General features: G+C 64.6%; 17 protein-coding genes. 13 read left to right on the forward strand and 4 right to left on the reverse strand.

Features of this window, described 5'->3' with window-relative positions; translation table 11 throughout:
* The first annotated feature begins 4 nt into the window (after positions 1-4).
* Entirely contained in the window at positions 5-649 is a 645-nt protein-coding gene (locus GOQ09_RS05470; RefSeq protein ID WP_157612364.1) for a type II secretion system protein N, read from the forward strand.
* A gap of 13 nt (positions 650-662) precedes the next feature.
* On the opposite strand, the gene ilvA is transcribed toward GOQ09_RS05470, so the two are convergent.
* Positions 663-2276 (reverse strand): threonine ammonia-lyase, biosynthetic, encoded by a 1614-nt coding sequence (ilvA, locus tag GOQ09_RS05475; protein ID WP_157612365.1) that lies wholly within the window; start codon positions 2274-2276, stop codon positions 663-665.
* Between the two features lie 49 nt (positions 2277-2325).
* Between ilvA and GOQ09_RS05480 the strand changes: the two genes are divergently transcribed.
* Entirely contained in the window at positions 2326-3456 is a 1131-nt protein-coding gene (locus GOQ09_RS05480; protein ID WP_157612367.1) for a hypothetical protein, read from the forward strand.
* Between the two features lie 90 nt (positions 3457-3546).
* Here the strand turns inward: GOQ09_RS05480 and GOQ09_RS05485 are convergent, their stop codons facing one another.
* Entirely contained in the window at positions 3547-4785 is a 1239-nt protein-coding gene (locus GOQ09_RS05485; RefSeq protein WP_157616598.1) for a porin, read from the reverse strand.
* Positions 4786-5058: 273 nt separating this feature from the next.
* Between GOQ09_RS05485 and GOQ09_RS05490 the strand changes: the two genes are divergently transcribed.
* Positions 5059-5508 (forward strand): OsmC family protein, encoded by a 450-nt coding sequence (locus GOQ09_RS05490; protein ID WP_157612369.1) that lies wholly within the window; start codon positions 5059-5061, stop codon positions 5506-5508.
* Positions 5509-5519: 11 nt separating this feature from the next.
* Here the strand turns inward: GOQ09_RS05490 and coq7 are convergent, their stop codons facing one another.
* Entirely contained in the window at positions 5520-6149 is a 630-nt protein-coding gene (coq7, locus tag GOQ09_RS05495; protein WP_157612372.1) for a 2-polyprenyl-3-methyl-6-methoxy-1,4-benzoquinone monooxygenase, read from the reverse strand.
* A gap of 281 nt (positions 6150-6430) precedes the next feature.
* Between coq7 and GOQ09_RS05500 the strand changes: the two genes are divergently transcribed.
* The 8 genes from GOQ09_RS05500 to ygiD all read left to right on the forward strand — a co-directional run bounded on the left by GOQ09_RS05500 (position 6431) and on the right by ygiD (position 15841).
* A complete protein-coding gene (locus GOQ09_RS05500; protein WP_157612374.1) occupies positions 6431-7693 on the forward strand; it encodes a porin in 1263 nt (420 codons plus the stop codon).
* A 191-nt stretch (positions 7694-7884) separates the two neighbouring features.
* Positions 7885-8865 (forward strand): ABC transporter permease, encoded by a 981-nt coding sequence (locus GOQ09_RS05505; protein ID WP_157612376.1) that lies wholly within the window; start codon positions 7885-7887, stop codon positions 8863-8865.
* Position 8866: 1 nt separating this feature from the next.
* Positions 8867-10132: a M20 aminoacylase family protein gene (locus GOQ09_RS05510; protein ID WP_157612378.1), complete on the forward strand. Its 1266-nt coding sequence runs from the start codon at positions 8867-8869 to the stop codon at positions 10130-10132.
* Between the two features lie 34 nt (positions 10133-10166).
* Positions 10167-11750, forward strand: coding sequence for an ABC transporter substrate-binding protein (locus GOQ09_RS05515; RefSeq protein ID WP_157612380.1), 1584 nt, complete (start codon positions 10167-10169; stop codon positions 11748-11750).
* Between the two features lie 71 nt (positions 11751-11821).
* A complete protein-coding gene (locus GOQ09_RS05520; RefSeq protein ID WP_157612383.1) occupies positions 11822-12733 on the forward strand; it encodes an ABC transporter permease in 912 nt (303 codons plus the stop codon).
* A gap of 22 nt (positions 12734-12755) precedes the next feature.
* Complete coding sequence (locus GOQ09_RS05525; RefSeq protein ID WP_157612385.1) at positions 12756-13826, forward strand: ABC transporter ATP-binding protein; 1071 nt, start codon at positions 12756-12758, stop codon at positions 13824-13826.
* A complete protein-coding gene (locus tag GOQ09_RS05530; protein ID WP_157612387.1) occupies positions 13823-14851 on the forward strand; it encodes an ABC transporter ATP-binding protein in 1029 nt (342 codons plus the stop codon). Before GOQ09_RS05525 ends, GOQ09_RS05530 begins: the two co-directional genes overlap by 4 nt.
* 57 nt (positions 14852-14908) lie before the next feature.
* On the forward strand, positions 14909-15841 hold the full coding sequence (gene ygiD / locus GOQ09_RS05535; RefSeq protein WP_157612389.1) for a 4,5-DOPA dioxygenase extradiol: 933 nt from the start codon (positions 14909-14911) through the stop codon (positions 15839-15841).
* 10 nt (positions 15842-15851) lie between these two features.
* Here the strand turns inward: ygiD and zwf are convergent, their stop codons facing one another.
* Positions 15852-17318, reverse strand: a complete 1467-nt coding sequence (zwf, locus tag GOQ09_RS05540; protein ID WP_157612391.1) for a glucose-6-phosphate dehydrogenase — start codon at positions 17316-17318, stop codon at positions 15852-15854.
* Positions 17319-17457: 139 nt separating this feature from the next.
* Between zwf and GOQ09_RS05545 the strand changes: the two genes are divergently transcribed.
* Both GOQ09_RS05545 and GOQ09_RS05550 read left to right on the forward strand, forming a co-directional pair.
* Positions 17458-18471, forward strand: coding sequence for an ABC transporter substrate-binding protein (locus GOQ09_RS05545; protein WP_157612393.1), 1014 nt, complete (start codon positions 17458-17460; stop codon positions 18469-18471).
* A complete protein-coding gene (locus tag GOQ09_RS05550) occupies positions 18472-20733 on the forward strand; it encodes an ABC transporter permease (RefSeq protein ID WP_157612395.1) in 2262 nt (753 codons plus the stop codon). It abuts the gene before it with no gap.
* Positions 20734-20737 lie beyond the last annotated feature (4 nt).

A 20737-nucleotide genomic window follows, 5' to 3' on the forward strand; every position in this document is an offset into this window, starting at 1 on the left:
GGCCATGACAAGTCCCTATTCCGCCGCCCGCTGGCACGCCCCCGTTGCAACCACGGGGCTCTGGGCGCTGGCAGCCGGCGCCGCGGTGTTCTGGGGACTGCGGCTCGCGAGCCCGACCGAACCCGTAGCCGCGGCGGCAACAATGCCGCGAGCGGCTGTTTCGGCGGATGCGGATGCGGTTGCGCGGCTGCTGGGGGCGGTTTCCGCAACGGAAGCGGCGCCCGCAGCGCCGGAAGCGGCCAGCCGCTTTACCCTTTCGGGCGTGGTGGCGGACCCTTTCAACCAGGGCGCCGCGCTGATTTCCATCGACGGCAAGCCTCCGCGCCCGTTCCGCGTCGGTTCGCGCGTTGGCGACAACTACGTGCTGCAGTCGGTGGGAGTGCGTGCGGCAACGCTCGGCACCAGCGCGCAGGGCCCCGCGGCATTCACGCTGCAGTTGCCGGTGCGGGCGCCGATCAGCATCGGCAGTCCGGGGGGGCCGACGATGCCGGCTGCGCCTTCGCCAGCGGCCCGGCCTACAGGACTTTTCCCGGCCACCGTGCCTCCGGTGATGGCACCGCCTCCGGCCGATGCGGCTGCTCAGCAAGCTCAGCAACCGCAACAACCTCAGCAGATGCCGCCGCCGGCACCTGCGCAACTCGCGCAATAGGCGGGCGCTCCGGTCAGGCCTGCAGGAACAGGCGATACGCCGGGTTCGACGTCTCTTCGACGTAGGGATAGCCCAGCGTTTCGAGGAAGGCGTCGAAGGCCGCCGCGTCGCTGGCCGGCACCTGCAGGCCGACCAGGATGCGGCCGTAGTCGGCCCCCTGGTTGCGGTAGTGGAAGAGGCTGATGTTCCAGTTCGGCCGCATCAGGTTCAGAAACTTGAGCAGCGCACCCGGGCGCTCGGGAAAGACGAAGCGCAGCAGGCGCTCGTCGTGCGCAAGGCCCGTGCGGCCGCCCACCAGATGCCGCAGATGTTCCTTGGCGAGCTCGTCGTGCGTGAGGTCGAGCGCATCGAAGCCGTGGGCGTTGAAGGTCTGCGCGATGGTGCTCGATTCGCCGCGCGTCGACGTGGTCAGGCCCACGAACACGTGCGCCTTGGCCGCGTCGCTGATGCGGTAGTTGAACTCCGTCACATTGCGCAGCGCGCCGCCGGTGGAGCCCGTTTCCTGCGATTCGATGGCCGGCATTTCGCCGACCAGTTCACAGAAGCGGCGGAAGCTGCCGCGCTCTTCGGGAATCGTGACCGCGAACAGCGCTTCGCGCTCTTCGCCGACCTCGGCCCGTTCGGCCACGAAACGCAGCCGGTCGAAATTCATGTTGGCGCCGCACAAGATGGCTGCGTAGGTTTCGCCGTGGCGGCCGTGCCCGGCCACGTATTGCTTGATGGCGGCCACCGCGAGCGCGCCCGCCGGCTCCACGATGCTGCGGGTGTCGACGAAGACGTCCTTGATGGCCGCGCACACGGCGTCGGTGTCGACCGCGATGTATTCGTCAACGAGGTTGCTGGCGACGCGAAATGTCTCTTCGCCCACGAGCTTGACCGCGGTGCCGTCTGAAAACAGCCCCACGTCGGGCAGGCTCACGCGCTGGCGCGCCGCCACCGATTGCATCATTGCGTCGGAGTCGTTCATCTGCACGCCGATCACCTTGATCTCCGGGCGCACCGCCTTGATGTAGTTGGCCACGCCCGAGATGAGTCCGCCGCCGCCAATCGCGACGAAGACCGCATCGAGCCGCCCCTGGTGCTGCCGCAGGATTTCCATCGCAATGGTGCCTTGGCCCGCAATCACGTCCGGATCGTCGAACGGATGCACGAAGGTCAGGCCCTGCTGCGCCTGCAGTTCGAGCGCATGCAGATAGGCATCGGAATAGCTGTCTCCATGCAGCACGACCTCGCCGCCGAAACCGCGCACCGCATCTACCTTGAGCCTGGGTGTCGTCACCGGCATGACCACCACCGCGCGCGTACCCAGCTTGCGTGCGCCCAATGCCACGCCTTGCGCGTGATTGCCGGCCGATGCGCAGATGACCCCACTTGCCAGCTGCTCGGGCGTGAGATGCGCCATCTTGTTGTACGCGCCGCGCAGCTTGAAGCTGAAGACCGGCTGCTGGTCTTCACGCTTGAGCAGCACCGTGTTGCCGAGCCGTTGGCTGAGCGCATTTGCTTTCTCGAGTGCGGATTCGACCGCCACGTCGTACACGCGGGCGTTCAGAATTTTTCTGAGATAGTCGGCAGGCGTCAGCGCCGGAACAGGGGCATCGCGCACGATTTTTTCCAAGGGAGTTTTCATTTGATAACTGACGATGATAAGAGGCATCGGGATTGCTTGCGGATATGACATGGACACAAATGTCATAAACCTCATTCAAAGAGCCCCAGCTGCGAACGATTCAGGATTTTTTGCGCGTGCTTATCCCGCGATTCATGCGCCCGCAAATCAGTTAACAAATGAGCAAAATTTGTTATCAGTTTCTGTCAGCGACCTTTCCAAAGGACTGATGCAGGCAGAGGCTGCGCGCGTACAACGCGGGGAGATCGGACGGCCCACCTGGCAGGTGATGGGCAACCGGTTGCGAGCCCACATCGTTCCGCTCCTGGGTGCCGTGCAGGCGCAGGCATTTGCCACGTCCGACGCGCAACGCCTGATCGACCATCTGGGGGAGCAAGGCTTCACCAGCACGACCATTGCGCAGTACCTGGTGCTGTTGCGCAAAGTGATCACGCACGGCGTGAACATCGGTGTACTTCGCAGCGCGCCGGCGTTTCCGAAGGTCAAGGTGCGCAGCCAGCCGCGCGGCAGCTTCAGCGTGGCGGAGTACCGGGCCGTTGTGGCGGCTGCGCGCAAGTTGCGCGGACAACCGCATCCGGTACTCGACCAACTCGAGGCCGGCGAGCGCTTCTGGATCGCACGCGAGTTGCTCGTCATGCCGGAGGAGCTCCCCTGGTTGATTCGCTGGATGGTGAACACCTTCGTTCGTCCGAGCGACATCAAGCTCATGAAGCACAAGCACATAGAGATGGTGCGCGGAAAGCACGTCTATCTGCGAATGAATTTGCCCGAAACCAAGCGGCACAGCCAGCCCATCGTGAGCCTGCGTCCGGCTGTGCGGGTTTATGAATCCCTGCTTGCTCATCGTCGCGAGCAAGGCTGTGGTGGCGCGGAAGACTACATCTTCATGCCGCAATTGAAGAATCGTGAACACGCGCTCGCAGTGCTCAATTTTCTTTTCCATTGGGCGCTCGAGGTCACCGCGCTGGAGAAGGGGCCGCTCGGCCAGTCGAGAACGCTCTATTGCCTGCGCCACACCGCGATCACATTGCGGCTGTTGTACGGGCAGGGCATCGACATGCTGACCTTGGCGCGCAATGCGCGCACGAGCGTGAACATGGTCGAGCGGTTCTACGCTTCGGTCCTGAACGGGGAAATGAATGTGGGACTGCTGCAAAGCAGGCGTGGCCGCGCGAGTTGAAAAACGCCAAAAAGCCGCCCGGCTTGCGCTGGGCGGCTTGACACTGAATCGACTCGAACTGGCGGGAGCCAGCATCGGATCAAACGGTGATCAGAAAGCGTGGCGGATGCCGAAGTCGTAGCCGGTCGAATTCTTCGGGGTGAAGACGCTGTTGCTGATGAACGGCTGGTTGCCCACCGACAGCGATGCGCCGTTCTTGTTGCTCACGCGAGCCACCGTTGCGTACAGGGCCGTGCGCTTCGACAGGTTGTGGACATAGCCGAGAGCCAGCTTGCTGGCCTTCGGATTGTTGCGTTGGTCGTTGAAGAACAAGTCGTCGTTGCTGCCGCCGGTCTTGTACTTCACGGCCGAGTAGGACGCTCGGATCAAGCCAGCGCCGACGGGAACCGTCACGCCCAGCAGCCAGCCGTTGAGCTTCGTCGAAGGCACGGAGCCCGGATCGACGATGAAGTTGCCGTCGATGTCGGTCTTGAGCTTGGCTTGCGACAGTTCACCGAAGAGCTTGGCGGGACCGAAGTCGTACGAAGCGCCGAGGTTCAGGGTGTTGACCTTGTTGGTCACACCGGCATAGAAGTCGTCGCCGACGGTGCTTTGGCCATAGGCCAGGGCAACGTCCAACGGGCCATTGGCATAGCCGAAGCGGCCACCGACGTAGCGACCGGCGCGCGAGTTGTTCGGGACGTCGGGCGTAGCCAGCCCGGGGCGGTACTTGGTCTGCTCGTGGAACGCGTACATCACCTGGCCGTAGAAGCCGCCCAGGTTCGGCGGGAGGAAGTAGCCGATCGAGTTGCTGGCACGCGTGGAATTGAGGTTGCCACCGAAACCGCCTGCGCCGCCGCTGGGGTTGAAGCCGTTCGCGGTCGAGATCAGGTTGGTGCCAACGCCGTTGGTGCCGAACGGATCGAACACGGTGTCGTTCCAGAAGGTCGGGGTGTAGTCGCGGCCGAGGCGGACTTCACCGAAACCGCCCGAAAGGCTCACGGTCGAGCGACGAGCAAACGTCGAGACACCGGTTGCGCCGTCGTCGTTGGTGATCGGGGCTTCGAGCCAGAAGCTGGCTGCCAGGCCGCCGCCGAGGTCTTCGGTCCCACGGAAGCCGAGACGGCTGGAGTTGTAGCCCGAATTGGCCAGACCGGTTTTGCTCGTCCTGACGCTGCCTTGGTTGACATAGAACGGGTCGTAGACGGGAACGCCGAAAGCGTTGTACGAGACGCCGTTGTACATGTCACGCGAGGTGGACGAGTAGCCGCTGATCGATGCGTCGACCACACCGAACAGCGTGACGGACGACTGAGCCGAGGCAACACCGGCAACAGCCAGGGCAGCCAGAGCAACTGCCCTTTCGGCGCTAAAACTAGAGTGGGTGCCGACGCGCGAAGTAACCGGCGCTGCAAAGAAAAAAGCCCCGAGCTTTGCAGCTCGGGGCTAAATCCACCAATTGGAAGGGTGGAGGAGACAACCGGTGCGCACGGCTTCGTGCGCGATGAAATAAAGTATATCGGTTGTTTGCTGCGTTGCAACAAGCGAGTGACGCTTTTCCCACACACAAATTGATGTCTCAGCGAACTTTTTTCACTGAGCGTCCCGATTGGATCTGACAAGATGGAATGCACAGTAAGTTGGACTGGCGATGCCGGCACCCGCTCGGCCATGGGATTCGTGGCCGAGACAGGCAGCGGCCATGTATTGACGATGGATGGCGCGCCGGATGCGGCAAAGCCCGAAAACGGCGGCCAGAACCTGGCCCCTAGGCCCATGGAGACGGTTCTCGCGGGCACCGGCGGCTGCACGGCCTACGACGTGGTGCTGATCCTGAAGCGGGGTCGCCATCGGGTGGAGCGCTGTAGCGTCAAGCTGACCAGCGAACGGGCGGAAAAGGACCCCAAGGTCTTCACCAAGATCCACATGCACTTCACGGTGGCGGGCAAGGGCATTCCTGCCGCTGCCGTGGAACGCGCCATCGCAATGAGCCACGACACCTACTGCTCGGCGAGCATCATGCTTGCGAAAACGGCCGAGATCACCACCAGCTTCGATCTGATCGAGACCTGAGGCGGCAGATCTCAGATTCGATGCGCTACCGTGGTCATGACGCGGGAGGCGAACCGCATCAGGGCCTTGGCCGGCGCCGGCAGTTCCGAAGCGCCGGCGTCAATGGCCTGAGCGGCGTGGCGAGCTTCATCGACTTTCATCTGCTCGACCACGGCCCGTGAGGCGCTGTCGGCGGGCGGAAGGCGCCCCAGATGGCTCTCCAGATGGGCTTCCACCTGGCGTTCGGTTTCTGCAACAAACCCGAGGCTCAGCGGATCTCCCAGGCGACCAGCTATCAACCCCAGGCCGAAAGCCCCCGCATACCAGAGCGGGTTTAGAACCGAAGGCCGGGCGCCGAGTTCGTCCAGGCGCTGTCGTGTCCACGCCAGATGATCGGTTTCTTCATGGGAGGCCTCGAGCAATCGGGTGCGGAGGACGGGATCGCGCGCCACCGCGGCCTGCGCGGTGTAAAGCGCCTGTGCGCACACTTCTCCCACGTGGTTGACCCGCATCAACGCGCCGGCCTCGCGCCGTTCCGAGTCACTCAGTTCGCCGGGGGCTTGAGCCGGATGGGGCATGGCCCGGGTGGAGTGAGGTCGGGCAAAAAGAGTACGTAATGCCGCATCCGCTGCGGCTAGGGCGGAATCGAGCGAAAAGATCATGCGTCTATTTGAACCGAAGCAAAAAGGCGCTGGCCGGAACCTTGTTTCATTTCACATTGTGGTTCACGAGGGCGTCCAACCCCTTTGTTGCACTACTGCAACGAAACGCGTGGGCCACCTGAGTTTTCGGGCGAATTGTTTTGCCCTGCCGCAGCGGCTCTGGTGCAATAGCATCAACTTCCCAAAAGGAGGTTGGCCCGGGGTCCGGTGGGAGCACAAAGTGCCAGTCACGGTGAGCCCTTCGCACCGGAGCCCTATGTTTAACCTTGGAGAAACTTGCAATGAAAAAATCTCTAGTTGCTCTGGCTGCCCTGGCTGTTGCCGGTGTTGCCTCGGCTCAGTCGTCCGTCACGCTGTTCGGTGTGGTCGACGCGTCGATCAGCGGCTACTCGTCCACCTCGCGTGACCTGAACCCGACGGTTTTCCCCAATGCTTTCGGCATTCCGACCTACCTGAACCAAGGCAGCGTCAAGGTCAGCCGTCGCGAACTGGCTAACTCGGGCTACAACTCCAGCCGTATCGGCTTCCGTGGTACGGAAGACCTCGGCGGTGGCCTGGCTGCCAGCTTCTGGCTCGAAGCCCCGATCTCCAACGACGACGGCCAGCAAGGTATCGCGACGTTCAACCGTCGTTCGACCGTGAGCCTGTCGGGTGGTTTCGGTGAAGTCCGCCTCGGCCGTGACTACACCCCGACCTTCTGGAACGACACCGTGTTCGATCCGTTTGGCACCAACGGCGTTGGCACCAACATCATCTCGACGGCCAACAGCGCCTTCGGCGCCTTCGGTACCCCCGCAGCGTCGACGGCTCCGTTCGCCAACGTGGGTCAGAACAACTACACCCGCGCCAGCAACACCATCGGCTACTTCCTGCCGCCGAACCTGGGTGGTTTCTACGGTCAAGTGCAGTACGGCTTCAGCGAGAAGACCAAGTACAGCCCTGGCCTGGCCACGCCTGATGTCGCGAACAACTCGCGCCAAGGCCGTTACGTTGGTGGCCGCTTCGGCTACGCCAACGGCCCGCTGGACGTCGCTCTTGCTTACGGCAGCAGCACGGTTGGCGATCAGTTCTACGTCGGCACGACCACCAAGGTCAACACGCTGAACCTCGGCGCTTCGTATGACTTCGGTCCCGTGAAGCTCTTCGGTGAAGTGTCGCGCGCCAAGAACAAGATCGACTACGAAGTGACCCCGCTGTTCACCGGCGGCCGTCCTGACGTGGACCTGACCGGCTACCTGCTCGGCGTGACCGTGCCGGTTGGCGCTGGCCTGATCCGCGCTTCGTACTCGCGCGTCAAGTACGACTTCAACGAAGTCCAAAGCCCGTTCGCACCGGCTGAAGCAGATCCGAAGGCTAGCAAGCTGGCTCTCGGCTACGTGCACAACCTGTCGAAGCGCACGGCCCTGTACGCTACCGTTGCTCGCATCAGCAACAAGAACGGCGCGAACCTGACCGTTGGCGGCCCGGCTTTCGTGACCGGTGGCGGTGTCTTCACCCCGAAGAACTCGACCGGCTACGATTTCGGTATCCGTCACGCTTTCTAATTTGAGGCTGGCTCAGGCCAGCTTTGAATCGAAAGACAAAAGCCACTCGACGAAAGTCGAGTGGCTTTTTTTATTGGGATTTTGCTGGTGCGTAGCCTCAGGTAAACGCACCATCGGCGTGCACCCCCGGGGAATCACCGTGCGGGCACGCACCTTGCACTGCTAGCATGCCTGCTCACTCTGTTTGCTGAATGATTGCCTTCGTCTTGCGCCGCCTGATCCAGGCCGTGATCGTCATGATCGCGGTTGCGTTCATCGCCTTTCTTCTCTTTCAATATGTGGGCGACCCCGTCGTCTTTCTGCTGGGCCAGGATGCAAAGCCCGAGCAGATTCGCGAGCTGCGCGCCGCATTGGGGCTCGACCAACCCTTCTTCGTGCAGTTCTGGCACTTTCTCGTCAATGCCGCGCAAGGCGAGTTCGGCCTGAGCCTGCGCCAGGGCGCCAAAGTCTCGCGCCTCATTGGCGAGCGCTTTCCTGCCACCCTTGAGTTGGCGCTTGTTGCCGCCGTGCTGGCGTTGTTCATCGGCATTCCGATGGGCGTGTACACGGCGCTGCGCCGAGGCACCTTCCTGAGCCAGGTCTTCATGACCGTGTCGCTGCTCGGCGTGTCGCTGCCTACCTTTTTGATCGGGATCTTGCTGATCCTCGTCTTCGCCGTCACGATGGGTTGGTTCCCAAGCTTCGGACGCGGCGAAACCGTGCAGTTCGGCTGGTGGAGCACCGGCCTCTTGCGTGCCGATGGCTGGCACCACATCGTTCTGCCCGCAATAACGCTCGCAATCTTCCAGCTCACGCTGATCATGCGGCTGGTCCGCGCCGAAATGCTCGAGGTCTTGCGCACGGACTACATCAAGTTTGCGCGGGCTCGCGGCCTGACGAACCGCGCCATTCACTTCGGCCATGCGCTCAAGAACACGCTGGTGCCGGTCATGACGATCACCGGCCTGCAGCTCGGCGGGCTGATCGCCTTCGCCATCATCACCGAGTCGGTGTTCCAGTGGCCCGGCATGGGGTTGCTGTTCATCCAGGCCGTGACTTTTGCCGACGTTCCGGTGATGGCGGCGTACCTGTGCCTCATTGCCCTCATCTTCGTGGTGATCAACCTGGTGGTCGACCTGCTGTACTTCGTGGTCGATCCGCGGCTGCGCGTTGGCAAGACGGGAGGACATTGAGATGACGGCTGCCGCAGCACCGCGACTGCAAGCCTCCGGAAGGGCGTTTGCGCACATTGCGAGCTTCTATCCGGAGATCACGGCCTTTCGCCGCGATCTGCATGCGCACCCTGAACTCGGCTTCGAAGAGGTCTACACGGCTGGCCGCGTGCGCGAGGCGCTGCGTGCCTGTGGCGTGGACGAGATCCACGAGGGCATCGGCAAGACCGGCGTGGTGGGCGTCATCCGCGGCAAGTCCACGGCCAGCCGGCGAATGATCGGCCTGCGCGCCGACATGGACGCGCTTCCCATGCGCGAAGACAACGATTTCGGCTGGCGCTCCGCCAACGACGGCCTGATGCACGGCTGCGGGCATGACGGACACACCGCCATGCTGGTGGGCGCGGCGCGCTACCTGGCCGAAACCCGCAATTTCGACGGCACCGCGGTGCTGATCTTCCAGCCCGGCGAAGAGGGCTTTGCCGGCGCGCGCGTGATGATCGAAGACGGCCTGTTCGACCGCTTTCCGGTGCAATCGGTCTATGCCATGCACAACTGGCCCGGCATGCCGGCCGGCACCGTGGGCATCAACCGCGGCGCCATGATGGCCGCGGCCGACCGAATCACCATCGAAATCAAGGGCAAGGGCGGGCACGGGGCCCATGCCTACCAGACCATCGATCCCGTGGTGGTTGCCGCGCACATCATCACGGCGGCACAAACCATCGTCTCGCGCAACGTGCGTCCCATCGATGCGGCGGTCGTCAGCATCTGCGCCGTGCAGGCGGGCGACCTGGGCGCGATGAGCGTCATCCCGGGCGAAGCCACGCTCGTCGGCACCGTGCGCACCTTCAGCGCGCGCGTGCAGGCTCAGGTCGAGCAGCGGCTGACCGAGCTCTGCACGGCAGTGGCCGCGGGCTTTGGTGCTTCGGCCACCATCAAGTACGAGCGCATCTATCCCGCCACCATCAACACCGCGCCCGAGGCGATGTTCGCCGCCGACGTGGCCGAGTCGCTGGTGGGCGCCTCCAATGTCGACCGCAGCATGGAGCCCAGCATGGGCGCCGAAGACTTCTCCTTCATGCTGCAGAAAAAGGCGGGCGCCTACCTGCGCATTGGCCAGGACGTGAAGAACGGCGCCTTCCTGCACAACAGCCGCTACGACTTCAACGACGAGATCCTGCCGCTCGGCGCCGCATTGCATGCGGGGCTGATCGAGCAGGGCATGCCGCTGGCTGCTATCCGCAGCGGGCAGCCCGTGAAAGACGCCGCTACAGCGGCGCCTTGATGTATTTCCGATTCCAACCCGAGGAGTGTTCCCAATGAGTTTCAAGAAGAAAGTGGCCGCGGCCGCCGTTCTGTGCGCCCTGGGCGCCATCAGCCTGGTCGCGAGCGCGCAGACCATCCGCATCGCCAATCAGGGCGACGCGCTGTCGCTCGATCCGCACTCGCTCAACGAGTCGCTGCAGTTGAGCGTGACCGCCAACGTCTATGAAACCCTCGTGGGGCGCAACAAGGACCTGAGCCTGGCGCCGCTGCTCGCCACCAGCTGGAAGCAGACTTCGCCGAACATCTGGCGCTTCGAACTGCGCAAGGGCGTGGTGTTCCACGACGGCACGCCGTTCACCGCCGACGACGTGGTGTTCAGCTTTGCGCGTGCGCAGGGCGACGGTTCCGACCTTCGCGCCACGCTGAGCGACATCAAGGCCGTGCGCAAGGTGGGAGATCTCGCCGTCGAGATCGAAACCAACGGCCCCTTCCCGATCCTGCCCGACGTGATCTCGCTCACCATGATCATGAGCAAGAAGTGGTGCGAGGAAAACCAGGCCACCAAGCCAGTCGACCGCCGCAAGGGCATCGAGAACACCGCGTCGTTCAAGGCCAACGGCACCGGCCCGTTCCGCGTGCGCGAGCGCCAGCCGAACGTGCGCACCGTGTTCTCGCGCAACGGCACCTACTGGGGCAAGATCGACGGCAACGCGCAAGAAATCGTCTTCACCCCCATCGCCAATCCCGCCACCCGCGTGGCCGCGCTGGTCTCGGGCGAAGTCGACGTGATGGAGCCGGTGCCGGTGCAAGATATCGCGCGCATCAATGCGGCGCCCACCGCCCGCGTCATCACCGGCCCCGAGCTGCGCACCATCTTCCTGGGCATGGACCAGAAGCGCGACGAGCTGCTGTACTCCAACATCAAGGGCAAGAATCCGTTCAAGGACAAGCGCGTGCGACAGGCCGTCTACCAGGCCATCGACATCGCCGGCATCCAGCGCACCGTGATGCGTGGCGCTTCCCGTCCGACCGGCCTCCTGGTCGGCCCCGGCATCAACGGCTGGACTGCCGAGCAGGACAAGCGCCTGCCGTTCGACGTGGAAGCCGCCAAGAAGCTCATGGTCGAAGCCGGCTATCCGAACGGCTTTGAAGTGACGATGAACTGCCCGAACGACCGCTACGTGAACGACGGCCAGATCTGCCAGAGCGTGGCCGCCAACCTCGCGAAGATCAACGTCAAGATCAACCTGGCTGCCGAGACCAAGGGCACCTACTTCCCCAAGATCCTGCGCCGCGACACCAGCTTCTACATGCTGGGCTGGACCCCGACCACCTACGACTCGCACAACGCGCTGAGCTCGCTCACCGCCTGTCCGGACGACAAGGGCACGGGCCAGTTCAACCTGGGCGCGTATTGCAATCCCAAGCTCGACGAACTGACGAAGAAGATCCAGTCCGAAAGCGACAAGACCAAGCGCAACGAGTTGATCAAGGAAGCCTTCAAGATCCATGCGGACGACATCGGTACCCTGCCGCTGCATCAGCAGTCGCTGGCGTGGGGCGTGAGCAAGAAGGTCGAGCTGGTGCAACTGGCCGACAACTTCATGTACTTCAAGTGGATGAGCATCAAGCCGTGATTCCGCCGGCCGCCCGATGGGCGGCCTGACCATGGGCCCGCTTCTTGCGGGCCCATTCCTTTTGCTTCACGATGAAAAAAACACTTGCCCGCTGGCTCGACAGCGACGTCGGCTACAGCTTCCGCACTTCGCCCGTGGCAATCGGTGCGGCACTCATCGCGCTGGCCTGCGTGTTCTGCGCGGTCTTTGCCGGATGGGTTTCTCCGCATAACCCGTTCGACCTTGCAACGCTCGAACTCGGCGATGCGCGCCTGCCGCCGGCATGGACCGCCGAAGGCTCTTCCAAATACCTGCTCGGCACCGATGACCAGGGCCGCGACATCCTTTCGGCCGTGATCTACGGCGCCCGCATTTCGCTGATCGTCGGCGTCGTCTCGGTGTTGCTGTCGATCACGGTCGGCGTCGTATTCGGCCTGCTCGCCGGCTTTCTCGGCGGCTGGCTCGATTCCTTCCTGATGCGCGTTTGCGACGTGATGCTGTCGTTTCCGCCCATTCTGGTGGCGCTGCTCATTGCGGGCGTCGGCCGTGCGCTGTTCCCGGGCGCCCATGAATCGCTGGCCTTCGGCGTGCTCATCATCTCCATTTCTTTGACGGGCTGGGTGCAATATGCGCGCACAGTGCGCGGCTCCACGCTGGTGGAGCGCAACAAGGAATACGTGCAGGCCGCCCGCGTAACGGGTGTGGCGCCGCTGCGCATCATGCTGCGCCATGTGCTGCCCAACGTGATGGGGCCGGTGATGGTGCTGGCCACCATTCAGGTGGCCACCGCCATCATCACCGAGGCGACGCTGTCGTTCCTTGGCGTCGGCGTGCCGCCGACATCTCCTTCGCTAGGAACGCTGATCAGCATTGGCAACCAGTATCTGTTCTCGGGCGAGTGGTGGATCACCGTGTTCCCCGGCCTGATGCTGGTGCTGATCGCACTCAGCGTGAACCTGCTCGGCGACTGGCTGCGGGATGCGCTCAACCCGCGCCTGCGCTGAAACCAAAAAGGACAACGCCAACATGACGCTGCTCCAGGTCAAAAACCTCGTCGTCGAGTTTCCGCATCGCCGCGGTACGCTGCGCGCGCTCGACGGTATTTCTTTCGACATCGCACCCGGTGAAATCCTGGGCGTGGTGGGTGAATCAGGTGCCGGCAAGTCGCTCACGGGCGCTGCCATCATCGGGTTGCTCGAGCCGCCGGGCCGCGTGGCCAGCGGTGAAATCGTGCTCGAAGGCCAGCGCATCGACAACCTGGGTTTCGATGCGATGCGCCCCATCCGGGGTCGCAAGATCGGCGCGATCTTCCAAGACCCGCTGACCTCGCTGAACCCGCTCTACACCGTCGGCCGGCAATTGGTGGAAACCATCCGCGCCCATCTTCCGGTGACCGAAGCCGAGGCCCGGCGCCGCGCCGTCGGCCTGCTGCAGGACACCGGCATTCCGGCCGCCGAACAGCGCATCGACCATTTTCCGCACCAGTTTTCGGGCGGCATGCGCCAGCGCGTGGTGATTGCACTCGCGCTCGCGGCCGAGCCCAAGCTCATCGTCGCCGACGAGCCGACCACCGCGCTCGATGTCTCGATCCAGGCACAGATCATTCAGCTGCTCAAGCGCGTCTGCAAGGAGCGCGGCGCCGCCGTGATGCTGATCACGCACGACATGGGCGTGATTGCCGAAACCTGCGACCGCGTGGCCGTGATGTATGCGGGCCGAATCGCCGAGATCGGCCCGGTGCACGAAGTGATCCACCAGCCGGCGCACCCCTACACCTCCGGCCTGATGGCGTCGATTCCCGACATGGCCAGCGATCGTGAGCGGTTGAACCAGATCGACGGCGCCATGCCCCGGCTCAACGCCATTCCGAAGGGCTGTGCCTACAACCCGCGCTGCCCGCGCACTTTCGCACGCTGTCTTTCGGAACGGCCCGAACTCATGCACGCGGGCGCCACGCGCGCCGCATGCTGGCTGCACGATGCCGCCGATCCGCACAAGGGCCAGGCCGAACTTGCGGCCCGGCACCACGATGCGCAGCTTGCCGGCGAACGCGCCGTTCCCGATGCGGCCGCACCGATTGCAGAGGTCACCCGATGAGCGCAGTACTCGAACCCCGCAGCACGGAAGCCGGCGAGCCGCTCGTCGTCGCACACGACCTGGCCCGCACTTTCGACGTGTCGCCGCCCTGGCTCAATCGCGTGCTCGAACGCAAGCCCCGCGTGCTGCTGCATGCAGTGGACGGCGTGAGCTTTTCCATCGAGCGCGGCAAGACGCTGGCGCTGGTCGGCGAATCGGGCTGCGGCAAGAGCACCGTCGCGCGCCTGCTGGTCGGCTTGTATGCGCCGACGCGCGGCGGACTGCAATTCGACGGACAGGATGCGCACGCCGCCTTCAAGACGCCCGAAGGCCGCAAGTTGCGCCGCCGCATCCAGATGATCTTCCAGGACCCCTACGCGAGCCTGAACCCGCGCTGGATCGTCGAAGACATCATCGGCGAGCCGCTGCGCGAGCACGGCATCCTGAGCGGCAAGGCCGAGCTGCGCGAACGCGTGGGCGAACTGCTCAAGTCGGTCGGCCTCTCGCCGCTGGACATGAGCAAATACCCGCACCAGTTCTCCGGCGGCCAGCGCCAGCGCATTTCGATTGCGCGCGCGCTCGCCACGCAGCCCGAGTTTCTGGTGTGCGACGAGCCCACCTCCGCGCTCGACGTGAGCGTGCAGGCGCAGGTGCTCAACATCATGAAGGACCTGCAGCGCCAGCAGGGGCTCACCTATCTCTTCATCTCGCACAACCTCGCGGTGGTGCGGCACGTGGCCGACCAGGTTGGGGTGATGTACCTGGGCCGGCTGGTCGAGGTGGCCGACAAGCAAAAGCTCTTCGCCGAGCCGCAGCATCCGTACACGCGCATGCTGCTCGATGCGATTCCGCAGATGAAGCACACCGGCCGTGCACGCACGCCGGTCCGGGGCGAAGTGCCGAACCCGCTCAATCCGCCTACGGGCTGTGCGTTTCATCCACGCTGCCCGCACGCGAATGCGCGCTGCTCGGCCGAGCGGCCGAAGCTCCTGAGCATCAAGGGCGTGCAGGTGGCCTGCCATGCGGCGGAGGAAGGCCGCATCTAGCCAAAAGCTGTGCGCAAACGCACTGACCTGCCCGGCGGGCCGGCGCAGAGTGCGGCCATGACAATGAAGAAGCACCCGAGCGAAGACAGCAGCCGAGCGATTCAGGCGGAACTCGGCCGCCGCGGCTTTCTCATGAGCTCCGCGATCGGTGCAACCGCCACGCTGGCATCTCTTTGCTCGCTATCGAATGCCGCAGCGGGTACGCCTGCGCGGCGCTTGCCGGTCATCTTCATCGGCCACGGCTCGCCCATGAACGCACTGGCGGACAACGCCTTTACCCGGCGCCTGGCCGCGTGGGGCAAGGAGCTTCCGCGGCCTTCGGCCATTCTGAGCGTATCGGCCCACTGGCTGAGCCGCGGCGCCACGGGCGTCGGAATGCAGGAGCGGCCGAAGACGATTCACGACTTCGGCGGCTTTCCCCAGGCGCTTTTCGACATCGACTATCCGGCGCCGGGCCATCCCGTGCTGGCACGCGAAGCCATCGGCGCTGTCAAGCAAACCCCCGTGGTGGGCACCCAGCAATGGGGCCTGGACCATGGAACGTGGACGGTGCTGAAGCACCTGTACCCGAAGGCCGACATTCCTGTTTTCCAGCTCAGCATCGACTACGACAAGCCGGCGGCGTTTCACTACGCCATCGGCCGCGACCTTGCGGCGCTGCGCGACAAGGGCCTGCTGGTAATGGGAAGCGGCAACGTGGTGCACAACCTGCGGGCCACCGACCGCGGCACGCCCGACGGGCCCGCGGCCAGCCGGCCGTGGGCGCAAGGGTTCGACGACGCGGTGAAGGCCGCGCTGGCAGGCCGTGACGACCGCGCACTGGTCGCCTACGAAAAGCTGGAGGGCGCCGCGACCGCTGTTGCAACGCCGGACCACTACTTTCCTTTTCTCTACGCCCTCGGCGCCGCGGGGTCGAACGAACGCGCAAAGACGATCTACGAAGGGTTCCAGTCAGGCACGCTGAGCATGCGCTGCATCCAGTTCGGCTGAGCGCGCGGGCCTACTGCTCCTCGCCCCACGAGAAGCCGTCGCGCGCAATCATCGCGCTCGAGGCGCTCGGGCCCCAGGTGCCCGCCGCGTAAGGGCGCGGTCCGCCGTCCGATGCCCAGCTGTCGATCAGCGGCTCGACCCAGCGCCACGCTTCTTCCTGCTCGTCGCTGCGCACGAACAGGTTCAGGCGCCCGTCGATCACGTCGAGCAGCAGCCGTTCGTAGGCGCCCACGCGTTCGGCGCCAAAGCGCTTGTCGAAGTCCAGGTCGAGCTGCACAGGCGCCAGCTGCGCGGCGCTCTGGTGGCCGTTGCTGCGGCGGTTGTCCTGCGCCTGCGCGAGCATGTGCAGCTCCAGGCCGTCCTTGGGCTGCAGGTTGATCACCAGCTTGTTGACGGCGCCCGAGGGCGCGCGGTAGATCGCGTGCGGCGTCGGCCTGAAGTTGACCTCGATGCGAGCATCGCGCGAGGCCAGCCGCTTGCCGGTGCGAATGTAGAGCGGCACGCCGGCCCAGCGCCAGTTGGCAATTTCGGTGCGCAGCGCCACGAAGGTCTCGGTGCGGCTGTCGGGGTCCACGCCAGGTTCTTCCCTGTAGCCCGGCACGCGCTCGCCGTAGGCCGTGCCGGCCGTGTATTGCCCGCGAATGGCATGCAGTCCCAGCGTTTCAGGCGTCCAGGGCTTGAGCGCGCGCAGCACCTTGAGCTTTTCGTCGCGGATGGCGTCCGCATGCGAGTTGATCGGCGGTTCCATGCCGATGGCGCAGACCAGCTGCAGCGCGTGGTTCTGCACCATGTCGCGCAAGGCGCCGGTCTGGTCGTAGAAGGCGCCGCGCTTTTCGACGCCCAGGTCTTCGGCAATGGTGATCTGGATGTTGGCGATGTGCTCGCGACGCCAGATCGGCTCGAACAGCGCGTTGCCGAAGCGCATGGCGAAAAGGTTCTGCACCGAAGGCTTGCCTAGGTAGTGGTCGATGCGGAAAACCTGCTTTTCCTCGAGCACCTTGCACACGGCGGCGTTGATCGCGCGGTTGGACGCCAGGTCGTGGCCCAGCGGCTTTTCAAGCACCATGCGGGTGGTCGGTCCGTTCAGGCCCGCCGCGGCGATCTGCTCCACCACCTGGGTGAAGAGCGCGGGTGCCGTGGCCACATACATCACCACGGTGTCGGCATTGCGCTGCTTCAGCAGCTCGGCAAGCCGCGTGTAGTCGGCCGGCTTGGACAAGTCCATGCGCAGGTAGTGCAGCAGCGAGGCGAACTTCTCGAACTCTTCGGCCGAGGGACGCTTCGCGCCTTCCACGGCATTGAAGCGCGACTGGATCAGCTCGCGGTACTGGTCGTCCGAGAGGTCGTCCCGCGCCACGCCGACGATGCGTCCGTCTTTCGGCAGGCTGCCGTGCCTGAAGGCCTGGAACAGCGCGGGCATCAGCTTGCGCCATGCAAGATCGCCAGTACCGCCGAACAGAACGAGATCGAAGCTCATGTGTCGAATTTCCTTTGTCTTGGTGCCGAGTGGGCTGTTTCAACCGAATGGTACTTGTACCAATTCATGAAACCTGTACGAAAGCTACGCTCAACCCCGGCCGGGAGGCCTATTTTTGTTTTCAAGGCGGGGTTTTCACATGAAGAAGCTTTTTACTGCAGCGGCCTTGCTGGGCTTGTCGGCCGCCGCATCGGCCCAGGGCACGGTCAACGTGATCTGCTCGGTCCAGGCTGAATGGTGCAACGTGATTGCCACCGTGTATGCACGCACCACCGGTACCCGCATCAACATGTCGCTCAAGGGCTCGGGCGAGGCCCTGGCCCAGCTCATCGCCGAAAAGGACAACCCCAAGACCGACGTGTGGTTCGGCGGCACCGGTGACCCGCACCTGCAGGCGGCCGAGCAGGGCCTCACGCTCGAATACAAGTCGCCCACGCTGGCGCAGTTGCACCCGTGGGCCCAGCAGCAGGCCAAACAGTCGGGCTACAAGACGGTCGGCATCTATTCGGGTCCGCTGGGCTTCGGCTACAACCCCGAGCTGCTCGCCAAGAAGAAGCTCCCCGTGCCCAAGACCTGGGCCGACCTGCTCAAGCCCGAATACAAGGGCGACATCCAGGTGGCGAATCCTGCCTCCAGCGGCACGGCCTACACGATGATCGCCACGCTGGTGCAACTCATGGGCGAAGACAAGGCGTTCGAATACCTCAAGGCGCTGCACAAGAACGTGGGCCAATACACCCGTTCGGGCACCGGCCCCATCAAGGCGGTGGCGCGCGGCGAAACGGCGGTGTCCATCAGCTTCGTGCATGACGGCCCGGGCGAGAAGATGCAGGGCTTTCCGGTCGAGACCATCACGCCCAGCGACGGCACGGGCGCCGAGATCGGCTCCATGAGCATCATCAAGGGCGCGCGCAACCTCGAGGCCGCGAAGAAGTTCTACGAATGGGCGCTGACGCCCGGCGCGCAGGAGCTTGGCGCCGCCAACAAGCAGTTCCAGTTGCCGAGCAACAGCGCCGCCAAGCTCGATCCTCGCATTCCGGACTTCAAGAAGATCAAGTTCATCAACTACGACTACGCCAAGTACGGCGCCAGCGCCGAGCGCCGGCGCCTGATTGCGCGCTGGGAAAAAGACGTCAACTCGCTGCCGCGCTGAGTGGGCACTGTCGCCGCCGGCGCCGCGCCCGCCAATCCGGCCGCCGCTGCTTCGGCCCGGCGTTCGCAGCGCTGGATCTGGGCCTGGGTGGCCTTGGGCTTTGCGGCCTACCTTGTGCTGCCTTGGTATGCGATCCAGGACGCGACCTGGTACGAGGCCGTTCCGCAGGTGTTCGGCCAGGCCGAAGGCGCCAACGGACTGATGCAGGCGGCCACTCAAGGCCGCAACTGGCTCTTCATCGGGCTCGCGGGCCTGGCGATGTGCGCCATCGGCGCGTGGCTGCCGCCCGGCCGCTCGCAGGGGCGCTGGCTTCTGGCTGGTGGCGCCTTGGGTGCCATCGGCCTTGCGGTCGCGGGCTTCACCATTGGCGCGCGCGGCTGGAGCGTTGCGACGCTCAACGCGCAGTTCGGCGAGCTGGCGGTCAACCAGTTCGGCATCGGCGCGGGCGGATTCGTGGCGCTCACCGCGCTCACGCTGCTGGCCGCTTTCGGCATCGCGCGGCTGGGGCTTTTCAAGGGCGACCTGTTCGTGGCGGCGGCAGTCATAGGCTGCGGCGTGCTGATGGCGCTGTTCATTGCCTATCCGGTCAGCAAGGCGCTGGCCGGTGCATTCTTCAATGAAGAGGGGCAGTGGTCGATCACTGCGTTCATCGCGCGCGTGTTCACCGAGCGCATCTGGGGCCTGGGCTGCATTGCGGGCGGTGTGCGCTGCGGCGTCGCCTGGAACACGCTGGTGCTGGCCTTGCTCGCCGCCGCCGGCACCACGTTTCTCGGCACGCTGATGGCGTTGATGGCCGAGCGCGGCAGCAAGCGCGGGCAGGGCGCACTGCGCGTGCTGGCGCTGCTGCCGATCATCACGCCGCCTTTCGTGGTCGGGCTGGGGCTCATCCTGCTGTTCGGGCGCGCGGGCATCGTCAACCAGCTGCTCGAAAACCTGTTCGGCATTGAGCCGACGCGCTGGTTCTACGGCATGCCGGGCGTGCTGGTGGCGCAGCTCTTCGCCTTCACGCCCATCGCCTTCATGATCATGCGGGGTGTGGTGCAGGGCATTGCGCCCAGTCTGGAAGAGGCCGCGCAGATGCTGCGTGCCGACCGGCGGCGCACCTTCTTCACGATTACGCTGCCGCTGTTGAAGCCCGGGCTGGCCAACGCTTTCCTGGTCGGGTTCATCGAGAGCATTGCAGACTTCGGCAACCCGGTCGTCGTGGGCGGCCAGTTCTCGGTGCTGTCGACCGATATCTTCTTTGCCATTGTCGGCGCGCAGTACGACCAGGGCCGCGCGGCATCGCTCGCCTGGGTGCTCACGCTCTTCGCCCTCGGCGTGTTCGCGCTGCAGCGCGGCCTGCTCGGCAAGCAGAACTACACCACCGTGAGCGGCAAAGGCGATGCAGGCATTGCCATGGCGCTTCCCGACGGCGTGCGCCGCACCATCTACTGCATCGCACTGCCGTGGATTGCGTTCACCGCCGTGGTCTACCTGTTCGCCTTTGCGGGCGGCTTTGTGCAGACATGGGGCCGCGACTACACCTTCACGCTGAATCACTTCAGGAGTGCGTTCGCGCTTGAGTGGGGGCAGTTCGGACTGGTGTGGGCGGGTACGGCGTGGAATTCGCTGATCACCACGCTCAAGCTCGCGGGCATCTCGGCGCCGATCACCGCGGCGCTGGGCTTGCTGATTGCCTGGCTGCTGGCTCGCAACGAGTTCAAGGGCCAGGGCGTGTTCGAGTTCGGCGCGCTGCTGGCATTTGCCATTCCGGGCACGGTGCTCGGTGTGAGCTACATCCTGGCCTTCAACGTGCCGCCGTTCGAGCTCACGGGCACGGGGCTCATCATCGTGCTGTGCTTCATGTTCCGCAACTTGCCGGTGGGCGTGCGGGCCGGCACGGCAGCCTTCAAGCAGCTGGACCGCTCGCTCGACGAAGCCTCGCTGATGCTGCGCGCCTCCACTTCGCAGACGCTCTTCAAGGTGGTGCTGCCGCTGTTGAAACCCGCGCTGGTGGCCGCGCTGGTCTACAGCTTCGTGCGCGCCATGACCACCGTGAGCGCGGTGATCTTCCTGGTCACGGCGGAGAACGAACTTGCCACCACCTACATCATCGGCCGCGTGGGCAACGGCGACTACGGCATTGCGCTGGCCTACTGCACGGTGCTCATGGTGCTGATGTCGCTGGCCATCGCGCTGGTGCAGTGGGTGGTCGGGGAGCGCAAGCTGGGGCGCCGCAAGGCAGGCGCGCCGGTGGTGGCCGCGCCCGTGGTGCATTGACCGG

The organism is Variovorax paradoxus, assembly GCF_009755665.1.
In the GTDB taxonomy this organism is placed as follows: Bacteria; Pseudomonadota; Gammaproteobacteria; order Burkholderiales; family Burkholderiaceae_C; genus Variovorax; species Variovorax paradoxus_G.